Genomic DNA, 18761 nt, shown 5'->3' on the forward strand with positions numbered 1-18761 from the left:
GGAAGCGGCTCGGACGACACCGCTGGACCATCGAACGCACCATGGCCTGGCTCGCCGGCTGCCGCCGACTCCACCGCCGCTACGAACGCAAGGCCGCCCATTTCCTCGCCTTCGCCAGCATCGCCTGCACCCTCATCTGCTACCGCCGAGTCGCCAAATGAGATGACTTCTAAGAAGCCTGGGCCAATGCCTCTGCGCACTGCTTCACGTGCACATTGCGCGCCTCGATGAGTTTCCGCATGTACCGGTCGAGCGCCACCCTCTCCACGCCCGCTCCCAGCAAGCCGAACGGCGCCGCAAATTCGATCACGTCACGCATCACCGTGCCGCCTCGTCCGTCCGGCGCAAAGCGGTGCGTGTGGTGCCACCTCTTGAAGGGCCCTGCCACCTGCTCGTCCACGAAGCTCGCGGGCTGCTCGTACGCACTGATGCGTGAGGTCATCCGCCAGCGCACACCGAAGTGCCGGGCCTCCCAGGTCACGGAGTCACCGAGTGTCATGCGTCCGGTGCTGACACCGCCGACGATCCGCTCCCCTGAGCCGGCCATGGAAGCGGCATGGAGATCCACGTCCAACGACAGATCGAAGACGGTCGCCGGAGACGCGGCGATGTGCGTGACGGTCTCGAATTGCTTCATGCCGGGATGCTCGCACGAGCCCTCGACCCGATCATCACCGAAGTCCTCAGCCACCTGTCGATGCCGCGTGGCGGCGGACGGCTCGGGCTCGGGCCGGGTCTGGCTCGGCGAATCGGGCCAGGTCTCCGGCTCGGCGAAGCGGACCTTCCGCTCTCCTTACCGGCTTGTTCGACGTTCAATCGCCACCGCCACGAGCTTGTCCGGTTTGCGGACGGCGTAGATGCCGGTGATCCTCCCCTCGATGATCTCGACCAGGAAGACGCCTTCCGGACGGTCGCCGCTGTGGACCACCATCGCGGGCGCGCTGTTGCAGGTGACCCTCTTGATCCGCAGGTCCGCGAGCCTTCCCGTGCGGAAGATGCCCTGGAGGATCGCGGCCACCTTCTCCGCCCCCACCACCGGCCGGCGTGCCGCGGCGGTCCTGCCGTCACCGTCCGCGACCCAGGTGATGTCCGGTGCGAGCAGCGAGAGCAGCCCTTCCAGGTCTCCGGTTGCCGCCGCGGCCATGAACTGCTCACGGCGCGCGGGAGAGAATTCGGATCCTTCTCCAGATTCTTGGGAATCCCCGCACTGAGGCACAGGTGGTGATACGTGGCTCGGAAGCCGTAGGGCGCGAAGTGGACGAGGCAGGACCGCAGGTTTGTGTGCCGGACGCGCACAGGCAAGCCCTCGTCGTAGACCCGTCTGCGGTGTGTGTGGAAGCTGCTCGCCCGAGGACGTTACGGCCTGCCCGGCACGACTCGCACTTCACTTTGGCGGCACATGGGCGGCTCCGAGGTGCACGTCGGTTGGGTCGGGGCGCGGGGGCCGGGTTCAGTTCAGGCGGAATCGGAGTCGGCAGATGACCGCGTCGGTGTCCCGGCGGACGGCGTGGGCGACGACCGCGCCGCGCTGGTTCTGCAGGAGGCGCTGCCAGAGGTGGGCGGGTTCGGCCTCGGGAATGAGGACGGTGACGCGGGTGCCGGGTTCGGCGCGGGCGAGTTTGTTCGCGTACATGGCGATGGGCCGGCCGAGGGTGCGTCGTTCGGAAGTGACCCTGATCAGAGGGACGCCCGGGTTCCACAGGGCCCAGTCGCGTTCCAGTGCTTCGGTGTGGGCACGGTCCTCGGAGTCCGGGTGGCAGACGGTCACCGCGTGCACCTCGTCGCCGAGCGAGACCGCCGCACCGAGTGCCTCCCCGGTGAGCCGGGTCAGGGACGAGACCGGCACGAGGACCAACGAGCGCGCACGGGAGGGGACTTGGGGGATGCGGCCCACTTCGAGGCGGGCGCCGATCCTCCCGTACGCGCGGTGCACCTGCTCGAACAGCACCATCAGCAGCGGCAGTGCGACGACGATCAGCCAGGCGCCGTCGTGGAACTTCGTCGCCGTGACGACGACCGCGCTCGCACCCGTGAGCAGCGCGCCGAAACCGTTGAGGGCGGCTTTGCCCGTCCAGCGCGGGCCGCGCGTCTTCCGCCAGTGCAGGACCATGCCGACCTGGGCGATCGTGAAGCCGATGAAGACGCCGATCGCGAAGAGCGGGACGAGGGTGTTGGTGTCGCCGCCGGAGAAGAGGAGGAGTGCGGCGGAGACAGCGGCGAGGGCGAGGACACCGTGCCGGTGGACCTGGCGGTCGGCCTTGAGGCCGAAGACGTGCGGGAGGTAGTTGTCGCGGGCGAGGAGTTTGAGGAGTACGGGGAGCCCGCCGAAGGACGTGTTGGCGGAGAGCGCGAGCAGGGCCACGGTGGCGAACTGGACGAGGTAGAAGGCCCAGTTGTGGCCGAGCGAGGCGTCGGCGAGCTGAGCGAGGACGGTGACGCCTTCGACCGGCTGGAGCCCGAAGCGGGAGATGAGGACGGACAGCCCGATCAGCATCACGCCGAGCAGCGTGCCGAGGGCGACCTCCGCGTGCTGGGCGCGGCGGGCGGCCGGGGCGCGGAAGGACGGGACGGCGTTGGCGATGGCCTCGACGCCGGTGAGCGCCGAGCAGCCGGACGCGAAGGCCTTGAGGAGCAGGAGGGCGCCGACGGTGGTGGCGTTGTCCGTGAGTACGGAGGGGTGGCCGGCGGCGGCCTCGGTGGAGGCCGGGGCGTCGCGGAACAGCCCGATGACGATCATGGTGAGGATCGCGCCGACGAAGAGCGCGGTCGGGACGATGAACGCGCGGGCGGAGTCGACGATTCCGCGCAGGTTCACGGCCGTGACGAGGACGAGGACCGCCAGGCAGAGCCACACCCGGTCGTCGTAGAGGGAGGGGAATGCGGAGGTGAGGGCGGCGACGCCCGCGGTCACGGCGACGGCCACGTTCAGTACGTAGTCCAGGACGAGGGAGGCGGCGGCGACCAGGCTGGTCCGCGCTCCCAGGTACGTCCTGGCGACCGCGTAACTCCCGCCGCCGTCGGGGAAGGCGGCGATGACCTGCCGGTACGAGGCGACGAGCACGGCCAGCAGTGCGGCGATTCCGAGGGTGACAGGCAGCGTAAACCCGAGCCCGTACCCACCGGCGGCGGCCAGCACCAGAACGATCGCCTCGGGCCCGTACGCCACCGACGCCATCGCGTCGAGAGAGAGGGCGGCGAGGCCGGTCACTGCGGTCAGCCTGTGGCGTGCGTCCGGGTCGGCCTCCGCGCACCTCGCCGCGGCTGCGTCGGGGGGCTCCTCGGCACTGACCGGGGACAGCCGGTCTGCGGTACGCATGAGAGTGGTGGGTGTGGGGGCCGGCGTGGGGGTCGCGGACATGGTGAGCTGCTCCTTCGGTGCAAGTCCGCCCAGCATCGGCGTGGTTGCGGCACCCGCCCGACACCCCTAGCGCCTTCTTGCCGACCGGCTCTTCCGTTTTCACGCATCCTTGACACCCCGCCCCGCACGACTCGGGTCCGTCCGGGCACGAGCCTCGCTAGGGTGCGCTCATGCCAGCCACCCAGCGGACACCTCTGCCCGGCCCGTACGCCCCGTGGGTCACCGACTCTCCCCCGCAGCAGAGCGAACCCACGGGATGAGGGTGTTCCGCCATCCGGCGCTCCATCTGAAGGGCATCATCGCCGCTCTGCTCGCCCTTGCGGCAGCACTGATCGCCACGGGCTTCCTCACCGGCTGGTTCTGGCTGGTGGGCGTCGGCGTCTGGGCGCTGATCGCGGCCTTCCTGCTTGAGTTCACCTTCTCCCCGTAAGAGGCCCGCCCCTGCCGGGGGCTTTGACGATGTCCGCAGGGCCTCCGGCCGAGATGTACTTGAACATTCAAGTCAGGTACGCTGCCCGACATGAGCCAGAGCGACCCGCCTCCACTGGCCCGGCCCGAGCCCGTCGCCGCCGAGCCCGTCGCCGCCGAGCCGCGGTGGCTGAGCGGCCCGGAGCAGGAAGCCTGGCTGCCGCTGGCCGTCCTGATGTCGAGGCTCCCGGCCGCGCTGGACAAGCAGTTGCAGACCGACTCCGGGATCAGTCACTTCGAGTACACCGTGCTCGCACAGCTCTCCGGCAGAGCGGACCGCACCCTGCGGATGAGTGCGCTCGCCGAGCTGGCCGGCGGATCGCTTTCCAGGCTTTCGCACCTGGTCACACGGCTGGAACGGCGCGGCTGGATACGCCGCGAACCCTGCCCGGACGACGGGCGTTACACCAACGCCGTCCTCACCGACGACGGCCACGCCAAGGTCGCCTCCGCCGCACCCGGGCATGTCGACGCCGTACGCACCCTGGTCATCGACGCACTGAGCCCCGCCGATCTGCGGCAGCTGCGCGACCTCGGCCATCGCATCCTCGACCGGCTGGGCCCCGACGGGCTCTGGCCGCCTCCCGATCGGGACGCGGAGTGACGGTCAACCACCCGCTCGTGCGCGGACGTTCACGCTTCAGGGGCCTGCCACGGCCGCAGGACGGCACCGTACGCATGCTCCTGCTTGCCCTCGTCCTCCTCTTCCTCTTTCCGCTCTTCGGTGCCGAAGGGCCGTCGGCTTCCGCCGCTGCGAAACCCCCTCGCACCCACAGCGCGGCGGCCGTCGTCTCCCTCCCTCAGGCGGACTCCCTCGACGAACGCCGTGGCTGCCACGAGGGGCAGCCGGGGGTGCCGCGCGGTGCGGTGGCGCCGCGCCCCGAGCAGCCGGGGGCGCACATCCCCAGGGCGACGTCCGTACTGCCCGGTCCACAGCACGACGCCCCGGCAGTGCCCGGTCCTTCACCCCCGGACACGACGTCGGTCGACCTCCACAGAATCCAGATCAGCAGAACGTAGACGGGATCTCTCCACCCGCACCCGGCCGGCACGCACAGAACAGGACCGGTCGGCATCACCTTGCTGCGCCTTCCTCCAGAGGAGAGACACCCATGTCCCTTTCCACCAGCACGCACACCGCACCACGGAACGAAGCCGCTTCCCCTCCCGCCCCTTCGCAGTCCGGCAGTGACCTCGGGCTCCTGGTGCTGCGCTGGGCGGTCGGCCTGACGATGGCCGCCCACGGAACCCAGAAGCTCTTCGGCTGGTTCGGCGGGGGCGGCCTCGACGGCACCGCGGCGTTCTTCGGGGGCAGCGGCTACGCGGCCCCCGAGACCATGGCGGTGGTCGCCGGGCTCACCGAGACGCTGGCCGGCCTGGGCCTCGTCATCGGCCTGCTCACCCCGCTCGCCGGGGCGGGCATCGTGGGCATCATGCTCAATGCCGTCGCCGTGAAGTGGGGCAGCGGATTCTTCAACCCCACCGGCATCGAGTACGACCTGATGCTGCTGGTCGCAGGCGCGAGCCTGGCCCTGGCCGGGCCCGGCAGGTTCGCCGTCGACCGGCTCCTGCCCGTACTGCGCACGCACCGGCTCTCCCACGGCGCCGCCGCCGTGGCACTCGGCGCCGCTTCGGCCGGGATCGTCCTGCTCACCCTTCGCGGCTGACGCCCCGGCCGGCCCAGGGTTCTCCTTGCTCCGGCCGGAGCAAGGAGAACCCTGGCGGTCCACCGAGAGCACGCCGTTCGGCCCCGGCGTGAGGAATGCCTCGGACTGCGGGGGGGGGCGGCGCCCCGCCCCGGCTCACCAGGTCTTGCCGGCCTGCTCACGGACCGTGCGGTTGAGCCGGTTGAAGAAGTTGGTCAGCGAGATCTCCAGGGTGATCGCGCCCAGCTGCTCCTCGGTGAAGTGGTCGGCGGCAGCGTCCCAGATCTCGTCGGTCACGCCCGGTGCGCCGTCCTGGATCCGGGTGGCGGCCTCGGTCAGGGCGAGAGCCGCCCGCTCCTCCTCCGTGTAGAAGGGCGTCTCGCGCCACGCGACCACGTGGTGCAGCCGCTCCTGCGTCTCGCCGGCCTTCTGCGCCGCCTGGATCCCGGCGAAGATGCAGGGACTGCATCCGTTGATCTGGCTGGCGCGCAGGTGGACCAGGGCCAGCAGGTGCTTGTCCACTCCCCCGGCGTGAACCGCCTTGTAGAGGTGCTGAATTGCTGTGATCACGTCGGGGTTCGCCTGGCTCGTCATGCGTGCTTCCATCGGTCCTGCTCCTTCATCGGTGGTCCATCTGTTACCTGAGCCCCTCCGGGCCCGTCATCACCCCTGACGGAGCAGAACCGAGGAAGGTAACAACATGTCCGACACCAGCCCGACGGCTGAGACCGACCCGGCGGACCCGGTGGCCGAGGCGTTCGAGGCCCAGCGCGGCCGGCTGCACGCGGTCGCCCACCGCATGCTCGGATCGCACGCCGACGCCGAGGACGTGGTCCAGGAGGCCTGGCTGCGCCTGTCCCGCCAGGACGCGGCGACCATTCACCACCTCGCCGGCTGGCTGACCACGGTGGCCGGCCGGATCAGCCTCGATGTCCTGCGCGCGCGCCGGGCCCGCCCCGAGGCGTCCTACGACGACCGCCTGTCCGAGCTCGTGGTGACGCTCGACGACAGTTCCGCTCCCGAGGACGACGCGGTGCTCGCCGACTCGGTCGGGCTCGCGCTGCTCGTCGTACTGGAATCGCTCGGGCCGAGCGAGCGGCTGGCGTTCGTACTGCACGACCTGTTCGCGGTGCCGTTCGACGAGATCGGTCAGATCCTCGGCAAGTCCACCGCCGCCACGAAGATGCTCGCCAGCCGCGCCCGCCGGAAGGTGCGGACGGCCGAACGGCCGACCGCCGTCGGACGGGAGCAGCGCGAGGTGGTCCAGGCCTTCCTGGCGGCGGCTCGCCGCGGTGACTTCGAGGAGTTGCTGCGGGTGCTCGACCCCGAGGTGAAACTGACCGTCGACACCCCGTCCGGCGTGGTCGTCGCCCTCGGTGCCACCAAGGTCGCGGCCGGTGCGCACCTGTCCGCCGGGGCGGCCGCACAGGGGCGGGCGGTGCTCGTCAACGGCCTCCCGGGGATCATTGCCTGGCACGGGGACGGCACCCCGCTCTCGGTCCTCGCGTTCACCGTCACAGACGGCCGGATCACCGACATCACCGTGGTGATCGACCCGGCCAAGCTCGCGCTGATGGACCTGCCGGATCCGGCGTGAGTGCCTGCCGGAGCAGGCCGCCGTCGGCCCCTGAACGGCTCACTCCGACAGGGAGGGCGGAGTTCGACGGTCCTACTGTGAGGTGTCCGGATCAACCAGCGGCAGGGCGGAGGCCCCGTGGGCGGCGAGCGGCGCAACACCCGCAGGAGACGGTACCTCTGGATCGCGAGCGTGACCTCGCTCGCTCTGGCCGGTGCGGGGCTCGGCACCTGGGCGGCATTCGGCGGCGAACAGGCCCCGCGGACAGGGCCGCCGACGGCGTCGGAGGTCCGGGACGCAGCCGACGCGTTCCTCGAAGCATGGGCCGGCGGCGACACCGCGGAAGCGGCGGAGCGGACCGACGACGCCAAGACTGCCGGCGCCGCGCTGCGTGACTACCGGGAGCGTGCCCACCTCGCGGCGCAGGACCTCCGCGCGGGCACCCCGGCCGGTGCGCGGGTTCCGTTCTCGGTGAAGGCCGATTTCGTGTACGAAGGGGCCCGCGCGCCCCTGACGTACGACACCGCTCTCACCGTGGTACGGCGGCCTGGTGACGGTAAGGCGGTCGTCCACTGGGAGCCTCGGGTGCTGCATCCCCGGCTGGGACGGGGGCAGCGGCTGTCGGTTCAGGAGACGGGGGCTGCGCCGGTCAATGCGGTGGACCGGGACGGGCGGGCCCTGGACACTCGGGCGTTCCCCTCGCTCGGGCCGGTCGTGGACGGTCTGCGGCAGGCGTTCGGGAAGGCGGCGGGCGGCAGGCCTGCTGTCGAGCTGCGCGTCGAGCCGCCGGCCGCGGCGAGCGCGGACGCTCAGCCGCCGGGCGACGCGGCGCTGCTGTCCGTCGCCGAGAGCGCGCCCGGACGGCTGCGGACCACCCTCGACGCGCGGGTGCAAAAAGTGGCCGAGCGGGAGGTCGCCGTGCGCGCCGACGCCTCGCTCGTGGTGCTCAAGCCGTCGACCGGGGAGATCCTCGCGGTCGCCAACTCCCGTACGGGCGGCCCGAACACAGCCCTGGAGGGACGCCTCGCACCCGGCTCGACGATGAAGATGATCACGGGGTCACTGCTGCTGGAGAAGCGGCTGGCCTCTTCGGACAAGCCTCATCCGTGCCCGAAGACCGCCTCGTACGGTGGCTGGCAGTTCCACAACGTCGACGACTTCTTCATCCCCGGCGGTACGTTCCGCAGCAGCTTTGCCGCGTCGTGCAACACCGCCTTCATCACGCAGGCGGGCAGGGTCGCGGACGAGGACCTGTCCCGGCAGGCCAGGGAGGTCTTCGGGATCGGCGAGCGGTGGTCGGTCGGCGTCCCCGCGTTCACCGGGTCCGTGCCCGTGGAGCACGCCGCGTCGAAGGCGGCCTCGATGATCGGCCAGGGCCGGGTGCGGATGAACCCGCTGACCATGGCGTCGGTGATTTCCACCGCCCGGACGGGACAGTTCACGCAGCCGTACCTCGTCGCGCCCGCTCTCGATCACCGCACGCTCGCCACGGCGCGGCGGCCGCTCGATGCCGCCGCGCACGGGCAGTTGAGGGATCTGCTGCGCACGACGGCGACGTCCGGTTCGGCGGCCGGCTCCATGGCGGGGCTGCGTGGCGACATCGGGGCGAAGACCGGATCCGCGGAGGTCATCGGGCAGGAAGAGCCGAACGGCTGGTTCGCGGCCTGGCACGGTGACCTTGCCGCGGCCGCCGTGATGCAGCGCGGCGGCCGGGGCGGCGAGTCCGCGGGCCCGCTCGTGGCAGCCGTACTCAGAGCGGTCGGCGCCGGCCGGTGAGCACCGGCCGGCGCCGACCGCGCTCCCGAGCCCCGTCGTCCGCCGGTTCAGGCCTCGTTCGCCGGTTCAGGCGAGTTTGCCGATCACCTCCTGGGCCGCGCGGGCGCCCTCGCTCGCGCCGCCTTCCATGAAGCCCTGGAAGTCGTAGCTGGTGTGCTCGCCACCGATGTGGATGTTGCCCTGGGGGGTGCCCTCGTAGCCGGCGTAGCGGTGCAGATAGCCGACGGGCCAGTAGGAGTAGGCGCCCAGCGCGTACGGGTTCCGGTGCCAGGCGGAGAGCTGGGCCCGGCCCGTCCAGGCCTTCGACGTACCGGGGAAGAAGGCGTCGATCTCACGGGTGCGGCGGGCGGCGAGGTCGCGTACGTAGGGGTCCGACTCGGTGGAGAAGGGTGCTGCTGGCGTCAGTTCCTTGGCCAGGTGGCCGCTGCCGTACTGGAGGAGGATGCCGCCGCTGCCCGGCTGGATCTTGGTGGTGTCCCAGGTCTGCTGGACATCGCTGTCGGTGAAGCAGTCGCCCGCCGAGACGCCCGGCCAGGCGCCGGTACCGCGCCAGGGGCGGGAGCTGAACTGCATGTTGAGCTTGGTGCAGTTGCCCATGCGGGCGTCGCGCACCAGGCTCGTCATACGGGGGTCGAAGGCGGCCCTGGTGAGGTCCAGGCGCTGGAGGACGGGGAGCGGGACGCAGAGGATGGTGTGGTCCGCGGTGACCGTGGTGACAGTGCCCGCGTCGGTGAAGGTGAGGGTCTGGGTGCCGTTGCTGTTGGCTCTCACCGCGGTGAGCTGTTTGCCCTGCTGGAGTGTGCCGCTGGGCAGGAACTCGGCGATGGCGCGCGGGAGTTGGTCGTTGCCGCCGGTGATGTGGTAGCGCTCGTTGGACAGGCCCCAGATGTTGAAGTGGCCCGGATTGGTCTGGTAGCCCATGAGCAGGACGAGGGCGAGGGCGGACTGTTCGGTGGTGTCCGCGCCGTACTCGACGTTGTAGGCGACGTCGAAGAAGCGGCCGAGCGGGGAGGCGTGGCCGCCGGGGACCCGGGATTCGATCCACTCGTGGATCGACATGTTGTCGAGGGCGGTGCCGGCCGGGGTGGTCTGGTTCCACTTCACCTCGCCGGACTCCTGGAGATCCCGGTGCAGGGCCTGGTAGACGGCCTTGAAGTCTTCGTCGGCCCGGTCGCGCGGGTAGTACTCACCGTTGAACCACAGAACCTCTTCGGCTCCGTTGGGGCCTCCGCCGAGGAAGTCCTCGGTGGCCAGGCCGAAGCGGCGGCAGAGTTCGAGCATTTTCTTGTGGCTGGTGTCGATCAGCTCGCCGCCGATCTCGGAGGTCTGCCCGGTCCCCCAGTGGTCGCGCTGCGTCCACATCCGGCCGCCGACGCGGTTCCGATCGGCCTCGTAGAGCGTGCAGTTCAGGCCGGCGTCCTTGAGGGTGAGGGCCGCGGTGAGCCCGGCTATGCCCGCGCCGACCACCGCGATACGGGGTGCGGCGGAGGTTCTGGCAGGAGCGGCGAAAGCCGGGGCGGCCTGGGAGGCCAGGGTGGCGCTGGAGGCCAGAGTGGCGCCGAGGCCGAGTGCGCCTGCTCTGGTCAGGAGTTCGCGGCGGGTGGCGCCGCGGACGTCGGCGGCCGGCATCCGGAGTGCGCGGGCGGCGGCGTGCCGGGCGGCGAGCTGTCGTAGGGCCTGCATCACGGGAGAACGGGACATGGGGACGCTCCTCAGACGGTGGCGGCGGAGGGGGTATCGGTGTCGTTCTCGTTGTCGTTCTCGTTGTCGTTCTCGGTGTCGCTGTCGGTGCGCTCGGCCGCGTCCTCCAGGACGATCCGGCCGATGATCTCGTAACGCTGCGGCTGCCTGGCCTTGAGGTAGAAGCCCAGCCCGAGGCCGCCGAAGAAGACCAGGCCGACGATCCAGGGGATGGCCTTGAAGAAGAGGGAGTCGGCGGCGAGACCGGCCGCGGTCTCCATGTTCAGCACGAGGAGCACGACCACCGCGATCATCCCGATGCCGCCGAGCAGCGGGGCGGTGAAGGTGCGGAACCAGTGCCGGTCCTCGGGGTGGTTCTTGCGGAAGTAGCCGATGACGGCGAACGAGCAGAGCGTCTGCACGATCAGGATCGCCATCGTGCCGAGGATCGCGAGCAGCGTGTAGAGGTGGATGTACGGGTCCTGGCCGGCGAGCCAGAAGGCCGCGACCAGCACCACGGCGATGGCGGACTGGACGTAGGAGGCGATGTGCGGGGAGCCGTGGGCGGGGTGCGTACGGCCGAGGGCGGGGTGCAGGAAGCCTTCGCGGCCGATCGCGTAGAGGTAGCGCGAGGCGCACTGGTGGAAGGCCATGCCGCAGGCGAACGAGCCGGTGAGCAGCAACCACTGGAAGGCGTCGACGGCCCAGGCGCCGATGAATTCGTTGGTGGGGTGGAAGAAGAGGTCCAGCGGGCTGGCCGAGGACGAGGCCTTGACCGCACCGTCGAGGCCGTTGCCCGCGATCGTCATCCAGGAGACGTAGACGTAGAAGATGCCGACGCCGACGACGGAGATGAGCGTGGCGCGCGGGATGACGCGCTTGGGGTTGCGGGACTCCTCCCCGTACATCGCCGTCGATTCGAAACCGACCCACGACCAGAAGGCGAAGAAGAGGCCGAGCCCGGCCGATGTGCCGGTAAAGGCGTTGGCCGGGTTGAGGGGCTCGGTGGGAATGCCGTCGGGGCCGCCGCCCGCGATCAGGACGGCGGTGGCGACGGCGAAGAGCACCGCGATCTCGCCGACGAGCATCACGCCGAGCGCCTTGGCGGTGAGGTTGATGTCGAAGTGCGCCAGAACACCGGTGACCGCCAGCATCAGGGCGGCGTACACGATCCAGGGCAGATCGAAGCCGAGCTGGTCGGCGACGGTCGTCTTGGCGAAGTAGGCGAAGATGCCGACGATCGAGGCCTCGAAGACGACGTACGCGAGAACGGCGAGCATGCCGGACGCCATGCCGGCGATGCGGCCGAGACCGTGCGAGATGTAGCCGTAGAAGGCCCCGGCGGCGGTGATCCGCTTGGCCATGGCGACGTAACCGACCGAGAAGACGGTCAGCACGACGGTCGCGAAGAGATAGCCGGCGGGTGCACCGATGCCGTTGCCGAAGCCGACGGCGATGGGGAGGTTTCCGGTCATCGCGGTGATCGGGGCGGCGGTGGCGACCGCCATGAAGACGACCCCGACCAGACCGACGGAGTTGGCCTTGAGCCGGTGGACTTCGCGCGGGGGTGATTCGGACATGTCGCGTACCTTTCAAGTCTTTCGGTGAGGAGGCGCAGCCTGGCCCCGTGTGGCGCACACCACAATCGACAGGAGGTCACTCAATTCGCTTGCCGGGGCGACGAGTTGTCGGGGCGCGAGCCGACGAAGCCGCGCGTTCTCCGCCCAAACCGCCGAGGCGTCCCTGCGCGCGGTCGACTTGTCGCGGGTCCCACCACCCGGCGGAAGTCCCTCTCCGACCGCGCCAAGATCCGCAGCCGTCGCTTCACCCGCGCCACGGCCCAGCAGCAGCGTCAGATCGCCGCCGCGATCAAGAACGCCAGGGAATTGGCTCTGCTCCCCTACGCGGGCCGGTAGCTGCCCGAGGACCCTTCCGGCGCAGAGGGCGCACCCGCGCTGCCGGCCGGAACACTCGTGACGGTTGCCTTGGGCACTTCGCGGGCCAGTGCGGCTGTCAACCGTCCGCGCCACGCATACGACCGTACGGACAGGCGCGGCGGCCAACGCCTGGTCCTCGCGCAGCCGCGACAGCCGCACGGTGTGAGGGACCGGCCGAAGAGCCCGGCCCAGCACCCTCCAGGTACCGGGGCTGAACGGTCCTGGCCGTGGACGCCCGGTGCCCGTTCCGGCATCAGTGGATTCCGCACACTCGGGCGAGTGCGCCCACGGCGGCGGTCACGGCCGCACGCGATCGGCCCCGCAGGCCCGGCACGGCGCCGCCTGCCCTCTGAGTACTTCACGCCCAACAGCCTGAGTATCTGCCCCGATTCCCCGCCGCTCCTCTGCTGCTGGAATACGGGCATGACCTCAACGACCCCGGCCGCCGCACCCGCCGCAAACCGCCCGCACCTGCGCCGCGTGACCACCGCCGGTTCGGCGCTCGCGGTGGCCCTGACCCCGCTGGTGGTCGGGGTCCTGGTGGCCAAGGGGATCGCCGCCGACCCACACGCCCCCGTCAACGCCCTGATCTGCGGGGGCGGCCAGCGCGCCGGGCTCCCCCGCGCCGAGTGGAGCCGCCGCTGCCACACCACGGTGCGCAGGCTCAAGACAGCCCGCCGGGACACCGCCCGGCGCTGCCGCCCGCGCCTGCGAAGCCGCGCGGGTGAAGGTGCCTGAAGGAAGGGTCGTGCCCGGACCGTGGTCTCCTCCGCCAGTACGAGGAGCAAGCCGGCAGCCACCGCACCCTGAGCGAAGGTGGCCCACGGCATCCATCAACTTCCTTGAGACCAGCTGGAGTTCACCACCTAAGAAGAGGCGGGAGGGGGCGCTCCGATGTGCACGGATGCGCGCCCATGCCCGCATGGGCAGCCTTCGGAGTCACGCGCCGACGGGGCCTCGGTCCATCGCCGGGTTGAGGGAGTCGATGTCGTCCATGAAGCCGAGCATCCGGGTGTTGACCAGGTCGGGGTGGTCGATCTGCGGCCCGTGCCCGGTGGCGGCGATGACCTCTGCGCGGGCGCCGGGAATCACTCTCGGTACGCGTTCGAGCTGCCGTTGCGGGTGTACGAGCAGGCTGCGCTTGCCCATGATCAGGTAGAACGGCGTCCGGATCTCGCCCAGTTCGGCGTCCGTCAGCGGCAGCGGGGCGGGGCGGCGTATCCGGAAGGCCCTGACGCCGGCCCGGATCATCGTGCGCAGTTCGGGGACGGCGAGGACGGGCTGCTCCAGCCAAGAGGCCAGGCGCGGGCGCAGCGCCTTGGGTGCGGAGGTGGCGAAGAGGCCGGCGAAGACCCAGGCGAAGAAGCGGAGGCCCACCTTCTCCAGTCCGCCGGGGTCGAGGGCGGTGACCGAGGCGATCCGGCCGGGCCGCCGATGGACCTGGTTGATGACCAGCCAGCCCCCGTAGGAGGAGCCGACGAGGTGGACCCGGTCGAGCCCGAGACCGTCGAGCACCTCGTCCATCCACTGGGCCGCGCGCTCGGGCTGCCACATCGGTTCGCGGTGGACGCTGCGGCCGGCGTCGCCGGGAGTGTCGAGCGCGTAGACGGGGCGCTCGGCGCTGAGCGCGGGGGTGTTGGGGTACCACTGGGCGGAGCAGCCGCCGGCGCCGTGGATCAGGACGACCGGGGTGCGGGACGCGGCGGCCGGGTCGTCGGGTCCGTACCGGTAGACGTGCGTGGTGCCGAAGCCGGTCTCCACGTCCGTCTCGGAGCGGACCGGTGCGCCCATCGCGAAGACGGCGTCGCAGGCCTCGAAGTAGCGGTCGCGCAGGGTGTCGCTGACGTAGCGGCCGATGTCACGGCGCGTGCGGGTCGGGCTCTCGGGCACGGGGCAACCTCCGGGAAGATCCATTCTTCGTGGTACGAACGTACCACGATGTTGATACGGCTGTACCATGACGAGGTACGGATGCGCCCGGGGCACGGACCGGACAGCGCACCCACACCACCGGGCGGGAGACTGAGCACATGCCGAAGCGCGTGGACCACGAGGAACGGCGCACCCAGATCGCCGAGGCTCTCATCCGGGTCGCCGGACGGCGCGGACTGCACGCCGTCGGCATGCGCGACGTGGCGGCCGAGGCGGGAGTGTCGCTCCGCCTCGTGCAGTACTACTTCCAGACCAAGGAGAAGCTGCTCTTCCACGGACTCCAGCACCTCACCGACCGCTTCACCGCCCGCGTGAGCGACCGCCTCGCCGCCGCCGGCCCCGACCCGGGTGCGCGGGCGACCGTCGAGGCACTGCTGCTCGCTTCTCTCCCGACCGACGAGGAGAGCCGCACCTTCCACCTCCTCTACAGTTCCTACGCGATGCTGTCCGTGACCGACGAGGCACTGGCCGCCCAGCCCTTCATCGACAGCCCCGACGCCGCCGAAAACGCCCTCACCGGCCTGCTCGAACAGGCCCAGGAAGCAGGACTGGCCGACCCCGGCGCCGACGCACGCACGGAGGCCGTCAGCCTGCTCGCCATGGCCGCGGCCATGGGCACCAGCATCCTGGTCGGCCAGCGGAAGCCGGAGTCCGCGGTCGCGGTACTGCAGCACCACCTGGACCGGATCTTCACCACCGGTGCCCACACCGTGCACCCTGTCCGACGCAGAACCGTCGCAGCGGGCAGTTGACTCTCCCACCGTGGGAGACCCAAGGGTGGAGCGCATGCACGTCGGCGACAGCACGTTCTGGAGCATCGGAGAGGTGGCCCGCACGACCGGGCTGACGGTGAAGCTGATCCGGCACTGGTCCGACATCGGAGTGGTGCACCCGGCGCACCGGACTCCTGCCGGTTACCGGCTCTACGGCACCGACGCTCTGGCCCGTCTGCAATTGGCGCAGACGCTACGGGGGCTGGGGCTTGGGCCGGCGGCCGTCCGGGACGTACTGGAGCGGGAGGGCTCCCTGGCACAGGTGGCCGCGACCCACGTCGACGCGCTGGAGGCGCAGATCCGCACCTTGCGCACGCAGCAGGCCGTGCTGCGCTCCGTCACCCGCCGCGACACCACCGCCGAAGGACTCATCACCATGACCGAACTGGCGCGCATGTCCGCCGCCGAACGCCGTACCGTCATCCACGACTTCGTCACCGGGGCGCTGGGTGGCCTGGACGTTCCCGCCTACCGGCGCGGTCTGCCGGCGGCCGCCCCGGACCTCCCCGCCGATCCCACGGACGAGCAAGTCGACGCCTGGCTCGAACTGGGCGAGCTCGTCCGGGGCCCGGCCCTGCGCGCCGGTCTGCGCCGGATGGCCCGCTACGCAGCCGAACACCCCGCAGGCGAGAGCGCGGACGGCGCCACGGGGGCGGGGGGGCGCGGAACGGGTCACGGACCACTGGCTCCAGCAGGTGGCAGCCGCCAGGCAGCAGGGAATCGCCCCGGACTCACCGGCCGCCGACTCCGTGGTCGCCACCATCGTCGCCACGTGGATTCCGACCCAGCCCCTGCCCTCGGACGGGGCCCGTCAGGTGTTCTCCACGCCTGCGAGGTGGCCCTGAATGCCGTGCACACCCTTGTCGAGGCCGTGGAACCGGGCCAGTTCGGCCTGCCGACGCCCTGTGCCGAATGGGACGTACGCGCCCTCCTCGACCACCTCGTCCGGGAGAACCTGCTGTGGTCCGGCCTCGCCGACGGCACGCCGCGCTCCGACTCCGCCGCCGACCATCTCGGGGACGATCACGTGGCAGCGTTCCGTGCCGCTTCCCGGACCGCACGGTCGGCATTCGGCCGCCCCGGCATGCTCGAGCAGCGGTACGGGCCCGCTCCCGGGCGGCGGCTCGTCGAGCAGCTGACGATCGAAATGCTGTTGCACGGGTGGGATCTGGCTCGGGCCCTCGGCCGCCCCTTCGAGGGCGTCGGCCCTCTCGCCGAGGCCGCTCTTCCCGTGGTGGCGGAAATCTACGGCAGTCTCCCCCGTACCGCGGGCGGATCCTTCGGCCCGCCGCAGCCGGTGCCCGAGGGTGCCTCGCCCCTCGACCGGCTGGCCGCCAGTCTGGGCCGTACCGTCTCGGGGGAGGACGGCTCGTCCGCCGGGCTCAAGCCGACCGGATCCGTGGGCAGTTGACGTTGATCGGACATGCGTGGTGGTCTTTCTCCCCCGGCCTGACCATGCCAAGCCGTACGGATCCCTCACCCCAGGAGCGAGCCACCATGCAGGAACTCCCCGCCGAGCCCGCCCAGTTGGTCGTTCCCATGCATGCGTACGGCCTTCCCGGTGTGGGGTTCGGTGGTTACGCGGCGGGGCTGCTCGCGCGGAACTTCGCCCGGGACGCGTCGGTCAAGGTGAGCTTCCGGCGGCCGATCCCGCTTGGCTCCCCCGTGACGATGCGTCCCTCCGCCACGGGCGGGTACGAAATGGCCGACGGTGACGGCGCCCTCGTAACGGCCCAGGTGCACGAGCCCCTCGCCGAGCCCCCGCGCGTTCCGTCCTGGGACCAGGTGCTCAGGGCCGAAAAGGAGCATCCCCTGGCGGATTCCCCCTTCTCCACGCGTGACTGCTTCGGGTGCGGCATGGACCGGGAGCCCGGTCGGGGGCTGCGGCAGAACTTCTCCCTGCTGGCCGAGGAGTCCCTGGTGGCCGCCACGTGGAGGCCGGATCCGGCGCTGAGTCCGGGGAGTTCGACACTGGCCGCCGAGCATCTGTGGGGTGCTCTCGACTGTCCCGGCGGCTGGGCCTGCCGGTTGTTCGGCGACGCGCCGCACGACACGGTGACCGGCTACCTCACGACCACCGTGGCCAGGCCGGTCGTACTCGGTGAGGAACACGTGACCTTCGGCTGGGCGATCTCACACTCGGGCCGCAAGCACATGGCGGGCAGTGCGATCGCCACGCGCGCGGGCGAGCTCTGTGCCTACTCGCAGGCGCTCTGGCTCGCCCCCTCGGCGAGCGGGCCCAGGTCCGTGGCGTAGACCTCGCCCGCCCACCGGGGAAGCAGAGGCTGGTCACAGCAGGGGACGGGCGGCTAGCGTCCGTCCATGGATGCCGTTTTCGACCCGTGGTCGCCCGAGTTCCTTGCCGATCCCGCTCCCGCCTACGCCGCGTTGCGCGAGCGCGGCCGGGTGCACTGGTTCGAGCCGACGCAGCAGTGGCTGGTGCCGCACCACGCCGACGTGTCGGCACTGCTGCGCGACCGGCGGCTGGGGCGCTCGTACCAGCACCGGTTCTCGCACGAGGAGTTCGGCCGCAGCGCACCGCCGCCCGGGAACGAACCCTTCCATGTCCTCAACGACCACGGCATGCTCGACCTGGAGCCGCCGGACCACACCCGGATCCGCCGTCTGGTCTCCAAGGCCTTCACGCCTCGTACGGTCTCCCGACTCGTCCCGTACGTAGAGCAGTTGGCTGACGACCTGGTGGCGGGGCTCGTCTCGGAGGGCGGTGGTGACCTGCTCGGATCCGTCGCCGAGCCGCTGCCGGTGGCCGTCATCGCACACATGCTGGGCATCCCGGAGTCGGAGCGGGCGCCGCTGCGGCCCTGGTCCGCGGACATCTGCGGGATGTACGAGCTGAACCCGTCGCCGGAGGTGGCCGAGCGGGCCGTCCGGGCGTCGGTCGAATTCTCTTCGTATCTGCGGGAGTTGATCGCCGTACGGCGCAGGGATCCCGGCGACGACCTGCTCTCCGGGCTCATCGCCGCGCACGAGGACGGGGAGCGTCTCAGCGAGCAGGAGGTGATCTCCACCTGCGTGCTGCTGCTGAACGCCGGCCACGAGGCGACCGTGAACGCCACCACGAACGGCTGGTACGCGCTGTTCCGCAATCCGGCGCAACTGGCGGCGCTGCGGGCGGACCCGGTGGGGCTCGTGCCCTCGGCGGTGGAGGAGCTGATGCGGTACGACACCCCTCTGCAGCTCTTCGAACGGTGGGTGCTCGACGACATCGAGGTCGACGGGGTGAAGATCGGGCGGGGTGCGGAAGTCGCCCTGCTGTTCGGCTCGGCCAACCACGACCCGGCGGTCTTCGCCCGGCCCGGGCAGCTGGACCTGGCCAGGGCGGACAACCCCCACATTTCCTTCAGCGCGGGCATCCACTACTGCATCGGCGCACCCCTGGCCCGTATCGAACTGGCCTCCTCCATGCGGGCGTTGCTGGCTCGGGCACCCGGACTGAGACTGGCGGCGGAGCCGGAGCGGAGGCCGAACTTCGTCATGCGGGGGCTGCGGGAGTTGCTCGTCGAGGTGTGAGAGCGGGGGGGGGGGGGGGGCGGCGCCGGGGGCCGGGCCCCCCCCCCCCCCCCACACGCACGACACCCCCCACGAGGAGGGGGA

General features: G+C 71.0%; 20 protein-coding genes. 13 read left to right on the forward strand and 7 right to left on the reverse strand.

The genetic code is table 11. From position 1 onward, the window contains the following. Positions 1 to 161: transposase (locus AB0D18_RS39895; RefSeq protein ID WP_362430640.1), on the forward strand; the 161-nt coding region annotated here is incomplete at its 5' end. An 8-nt stretch (positions 162 to 169) separates the two neighbouring features. Here AB0D18_RS39895 and AB0D18_RS39900 read toward each other — a convergent pair. The 3 genes from AB0D18_RS39900 to AB0D18_RS39910 all read right to left on the reverse strand — a co-directional run bounded on the left by AB0D18_RS39900 (position 170) and on the right by AB0D18_RS39910 (position 3358). Then, a complete protein-coding gene (locus tag AB0D18_RS39900; protein WP_362430641.1) occupies positions 170 to 637 on the reverse strand; it encodes an SRPBCC family protein in 468 nt (155 codons plus the stop codon). 156 nt (positions 638 to 793) lie between these two features. After that, complete coding sequence (locus tag AB0D18_RS39905) at positions 794 to 1144, reverse strand: hypothetical protein (RefSeq protein WP_362430612.1); 351 nt, start codon at positions 1142 to 1144, stop codon at positions 794 to 796. 306 nt (positions 1145 to 1450) lie between these two features. After that, on the reverse strand, positions 1451 to 3358 hold the full coding sequence (locus AB0D18_RS39910) for an APC family permease (protein ID WP_362430613.1): 1908 nt from the start codon (positions 3356 to 3358) through the stop codon (positions 1451 to 1453). Positions 3359 to 3614: 256 nt separating this feature from the next. Here AB0D18_RS39910 and AB0D18_RS39915 point away from each other — a divergent pair, with 256 nt between their 5' ends. The 4 genes from AB0D18_RS39915 (at position 3615) to AB0D18_RS39930 (ending at position 5493) form a co-directional block, all read left to right on the forward strand. After that, a complete protein-coding gene (locus AB0D18_RS39915) occupies positions 3615 to 3788 on the forward strand; it encodes a hypothetical protein (RefSeq protein WP_362430614.1) in 174 nt (57 codons plus the stop codon). A gap of 90 nt (positions 3789 to 3878) precedes the next feature. Further along, on the forward strand, positions 3879 to 4430 hold the full coding sequence (locus AB0D18_RS39920; protein ID WP_362430615.1) for a MarR family transcriptional regulator: 552 nt from the start codon (positions 3879 to 3881) through the stop codon (positions 4428 to 4430). 74 nt (positions 4431 to 4504) lie between these two features. Further along, on the forward strand, positions 4505 to 4846 hold the full coding sequence (locus AB0D18_RS39925; protein WP_362430616.1) for a hypothetical protein: 342 nt from the start codon (positions 4505 to 4507) through the stop codon (positions 4844 to 4846). Positions 4847 to 4938: 92 nt separating this feature from the next. After that, complete coding sequence (locus tag AB0D18_RS39930) at positions 4939 to 5493, forward strand: DoxX family protein (RefSeq protein ID WP_362430617.1); 555 nt, start codon at positions 4939 to 4941, stop codon at positions 5491 to 5493. 135 nt (positions 5494 to 5628) lie between these two features. Here the strand turns inward: AB0D18_RS39930 and AB0D18_RS39935 are convergent, their stop codons facing one another. Further along, on the reverse strand, positions 5629 to 6078 hold the full coding sequence (locus AB0D18_RS39935) for a carboxymuconolactone decarboxylase family protein (protein WP_362430618.1): 450 nt from the start codon (positions 6076 to 6078) through the stop codon (positions 5629 to 5631). Positions 6079 to 6172: 94 nt separating this feature from the next. Here AB0D18_RS39935 and AB0D18_RS39940 point away from each other — a divergent pair, with 94 nt between their 5' ends. Together AB0D18_RS39940 and AB0D18_RS39945 are read left to right on the forward strand one after the other, a co-directional pair. Next, a complete protein-coding gene (locus AB0D18_RS39940; protein WP_362430619.1) occupies positions 6173 to 7069 on the forward strand; it encodes a sigma-70 family RNA polymerase sigma factor in 897 nt (298 codons plus the stop codon). A gap of 171 nt (positions 7070 to 7240) precedes the next feature. Then, the gene (locus tag AB0D18_RS39945; protein WP_362430620.1) at positions 7241 to 8824 is read left to right on the forward strand and encodes a penicillin-binding transpeptidase domain-containing protein; all 1584 of its coding nucleotides are present in this window, start codon (positions 7241 to 7243) and stop codon (positions 8822 to 8824) included. Positions 8825 to 8890: 66 nt separating this feature from the next. Here the strand turns inward: AB0D18_RS39945 and AB0D18_RS39950 are convergent, their stop codons facing one another. Together AB0D18_RS39950 and AB0D18_RS39955 are read right to left on the reverse strand one after the other, a co-directional pair. Continuing rightward, on the reverse strand, positions 8891 to 10525 hold the full coding sequence (locus tag AB0D18_RS39950; RefSeq protein WP_362430621.1) for an NAD(P)/FAD-dependent oxidoreductase: 1635 nt from the start codon (positions 10523 to 10525) through the stop codon (positions 8891 to 8893). 11 nt (positions 10526 to 10536) lie between these two features. Next, positions 10537 to 12084, reverse strand: coding sequence for an APC family permease (locus AB0D18_RS39955; protein ID WP_362430622.1), 1548 nt, complete (start codon positions 12082 to 12084; stop codon positions 10537 to 10539). 105 nt (positions 12085 to 12189) lie between these two features. Here AB0D18_RS39955 and rpsR point away from each other — a divergent pair, with 105 nt between their 5' ends. Together rpsR and AB0D18_RS39965 are read left to right on the forward strand one after the other, a co-directional pair. Continuing rightward, positions 12190 to 12420: a 30S ribosomal protein S18 gene (gene rpsR / locus AB0D18_RS39960; protein WP_362430623.1), complete on the forward strand. Its 231-nt coding sequence runs from the start codon at positions 12190 to 12192 to the stop codon at positions 12418 to 12420. Positions 12421 to 12864: 444 nt separating this feature from the next. Then, complete coding sequence (locus AB0D18_RS39965; RefSeq protein ID WP_362430624.1) at positions 12865 to 13179, forward strand: hypothetical protein; 315 nt, start codon at positions 12865 to 12867, stop codon at positions 13177 to 13179. A gap of 201 nt (positions 13180 to 13380) precedes the next feature. Here the strand turns inward: AB0D18_RS39965 and AB0D18_RS39970 are convergent, their stop codons facing one another. Continuing rightward, on the reverse strand, positions 13381 to 14331 hold the full coding sequence (locus tag AB0D18_RS39970) for an alpha/beta fold hydrolase (protein ID WP_362430625.1): 951 nt from the start codon (positions 14329 to 14331) through the stop codon (positions 13381 to 13383). Positions 14332 to 14471: 140 nt separating this feature from the next. Here AB0D18_RS39970 and AB0D18_RS39975 point away from each other — a divergent pair, with 140 nt between their 5' ends. From AB0D18_RS39975 to AB0D18_RS39990, 4 genes are all read left to right on the forward strand, one after another. Beyond that, a complete protein-coding gene (locus AB0D18_RS39975; RefSeq protein WP_362430626.1) occupies positions 14472 to 15125 on the forward strand; it encodes a TetR family transcriptional regulator in 654 nt (217 codons plus the stop codon). A 10-nt stretch (positions 15126 to 15135) separates the two neighbouring features. Continuing rightward, the gene (locus tag AB0D18_RS39980; RefSeq protein WP_362430627.1) at positions 15136 to 16557 is read left to right on the forward strand and encodes a TIGR03086 family metal-binding protein; all 1422 of its coding nucleotides are present in this window, start codon (positions 15136 to 15138) and stop codon (positions 16555 to 16557) included. A gap of 86 nt (positions 16558 to 16643) precedes the next feature. Continuing rightward, positions 16644 to 17402, forward strand: a complete 759-nt coding sequence (locus AB0D18_RS39985) for a hypothetical protein (RefSeq protein ID WP_362430628.1) — start codon at positions 16644 to 16646, stop codon at positions 17400 to 17402. 66 nt (positions 17403 to 17468) lie between these two features. Next, a complete protein-coding gene (locus AB0D18_RS39990; RefSeq protein ID WP_362430629.1) occupies positions 17469 to 18677 on the forward strand; it encodes a cytochrome P450 in 1209 nt (402 codons plus the stop codon). Positions 18678 to 18761: the final 84 nt, after the last annotated feature.

Source organism: Streptomyces sp. NPDC048442 (assembly GCF_040651475.1).
Classification (GTDB): domain Bacteria; phylum Actinomycetota; class Actinomycetes; order Streptomycetales; family Streptomycetaceae; genus Streptomyces.

Excerpts from the sequence above, each read along its gene's own strand:
- AB0D18_RS39930 (WP_362430617.1), top strand. The coding sequence starts at position 4,939 with ATGTCCCTTTCCACCAGCACGCACACCGCACCACGGAACGAAGCCGCT.
- AB0D18_RS39935 (WP_362430618.1), bottom strand. The coding sequence starts at position 6,078 with ATGGAAGCACGCATGACGAGCCAGGCGAACCCCGACGTGATCACAGCA.
- AB0D18_RS39940 (WP_362430619.1), top strand. The coding sequence starts at position 6,173 with ATGTCCGACACCAGCCCGACGGCTGAGACCGACCCGGCGGACCCGGTG.
- AB0D18_RS39965 (WP_362430624.1), top strand. The coding sequence starts at position 12,865 with ATGACCTCAACGACCCCGGCCGCCGCACCCGCCGCAAACCGCCCGCAC.
- AB0D18_RS39905 (WP_362430612.1), bottom strand. The coding sequence starts at position 1,144 with ATGGCCGCGGCGGCAACCGGAGACCTGGAAGGGCTGCTCTCGCTGCTC.
- AB0D18_RS39910 (WP_362430613.1), bottom strand. The coding sequence starts at position 3,358 with ATGTCCGCGACCCCCACGCCGGCCCCCACACCCACCACTCTCATGCGT.
- AB0D18_RS39975 (WP_362430626.1), top strand. The coding sequence starts at position 14,472 with ATGCCGAAGCGCGTGGACCACGAGGAACGGCGCACCCAGATCGCCGAG.
- AB0D18_RS39985 (WP_362430628.1), top strand. The coding sequence starts at position 16,644 with ATGCAGGAACTCCCCGCCGAGCCCGCCCAGTTGGTCGTTCCCATGCAT.
- AB0D18_RS39955 (WP_362430622.1), bottom strand. The coding sequence starts at position 12,084 with ATGTCCGAATCACCCCCGCGCGAAGTCCACCGGCTCAAGGCCAACTCC.
- AB0D18_RS39990 (WP_362430629.1), top strand. The coding sequence starts at position 17,469 with ATGGATGCCGTTTTCGACCCGTGGTCGCCCGAGTTCCTTGCCGATCCC.
- AB0D18_RS39925 (WP_362430616.1), top strand. The coding sequence starts at position 4,505 with ATGCTCCTGCTTGCCCTCGTCCTCCTCTTCCTCTTTCCGCTCTTCGGT.
- AB0D18_RS39900 (WP_362430641.1), bottom strand. The coding sequence starts at position 637 with ATGAAGCAATTCGAGACCGTCACGCACATCGCCGCGTCTCCGGCGACC.
- AB0D18_RS39920 (WP_362430615.1), top strand. The coding sequence starts at position 3,879 with ATGAGCCAGAGCGACCCGCCTCCACTGGCCCGGCCCGAGCCCGTCGCC.
- AB0D18_RS39915 (WP_362430614.1), top strand. The coding sequence starts at position 3,615 with ATGAGGGTGTTCCGCCATCCGGCGCTCCATCTGAAGGGCATCATCGCC.
- AB0D18_RS39950 (WP_362430621.1), bottom strand. The coding sequence starts at position 10,525 with ATGTCCCGTTCTCCCGTGATGCAGGCCCTACGACAGCTCGCCGCCCGG.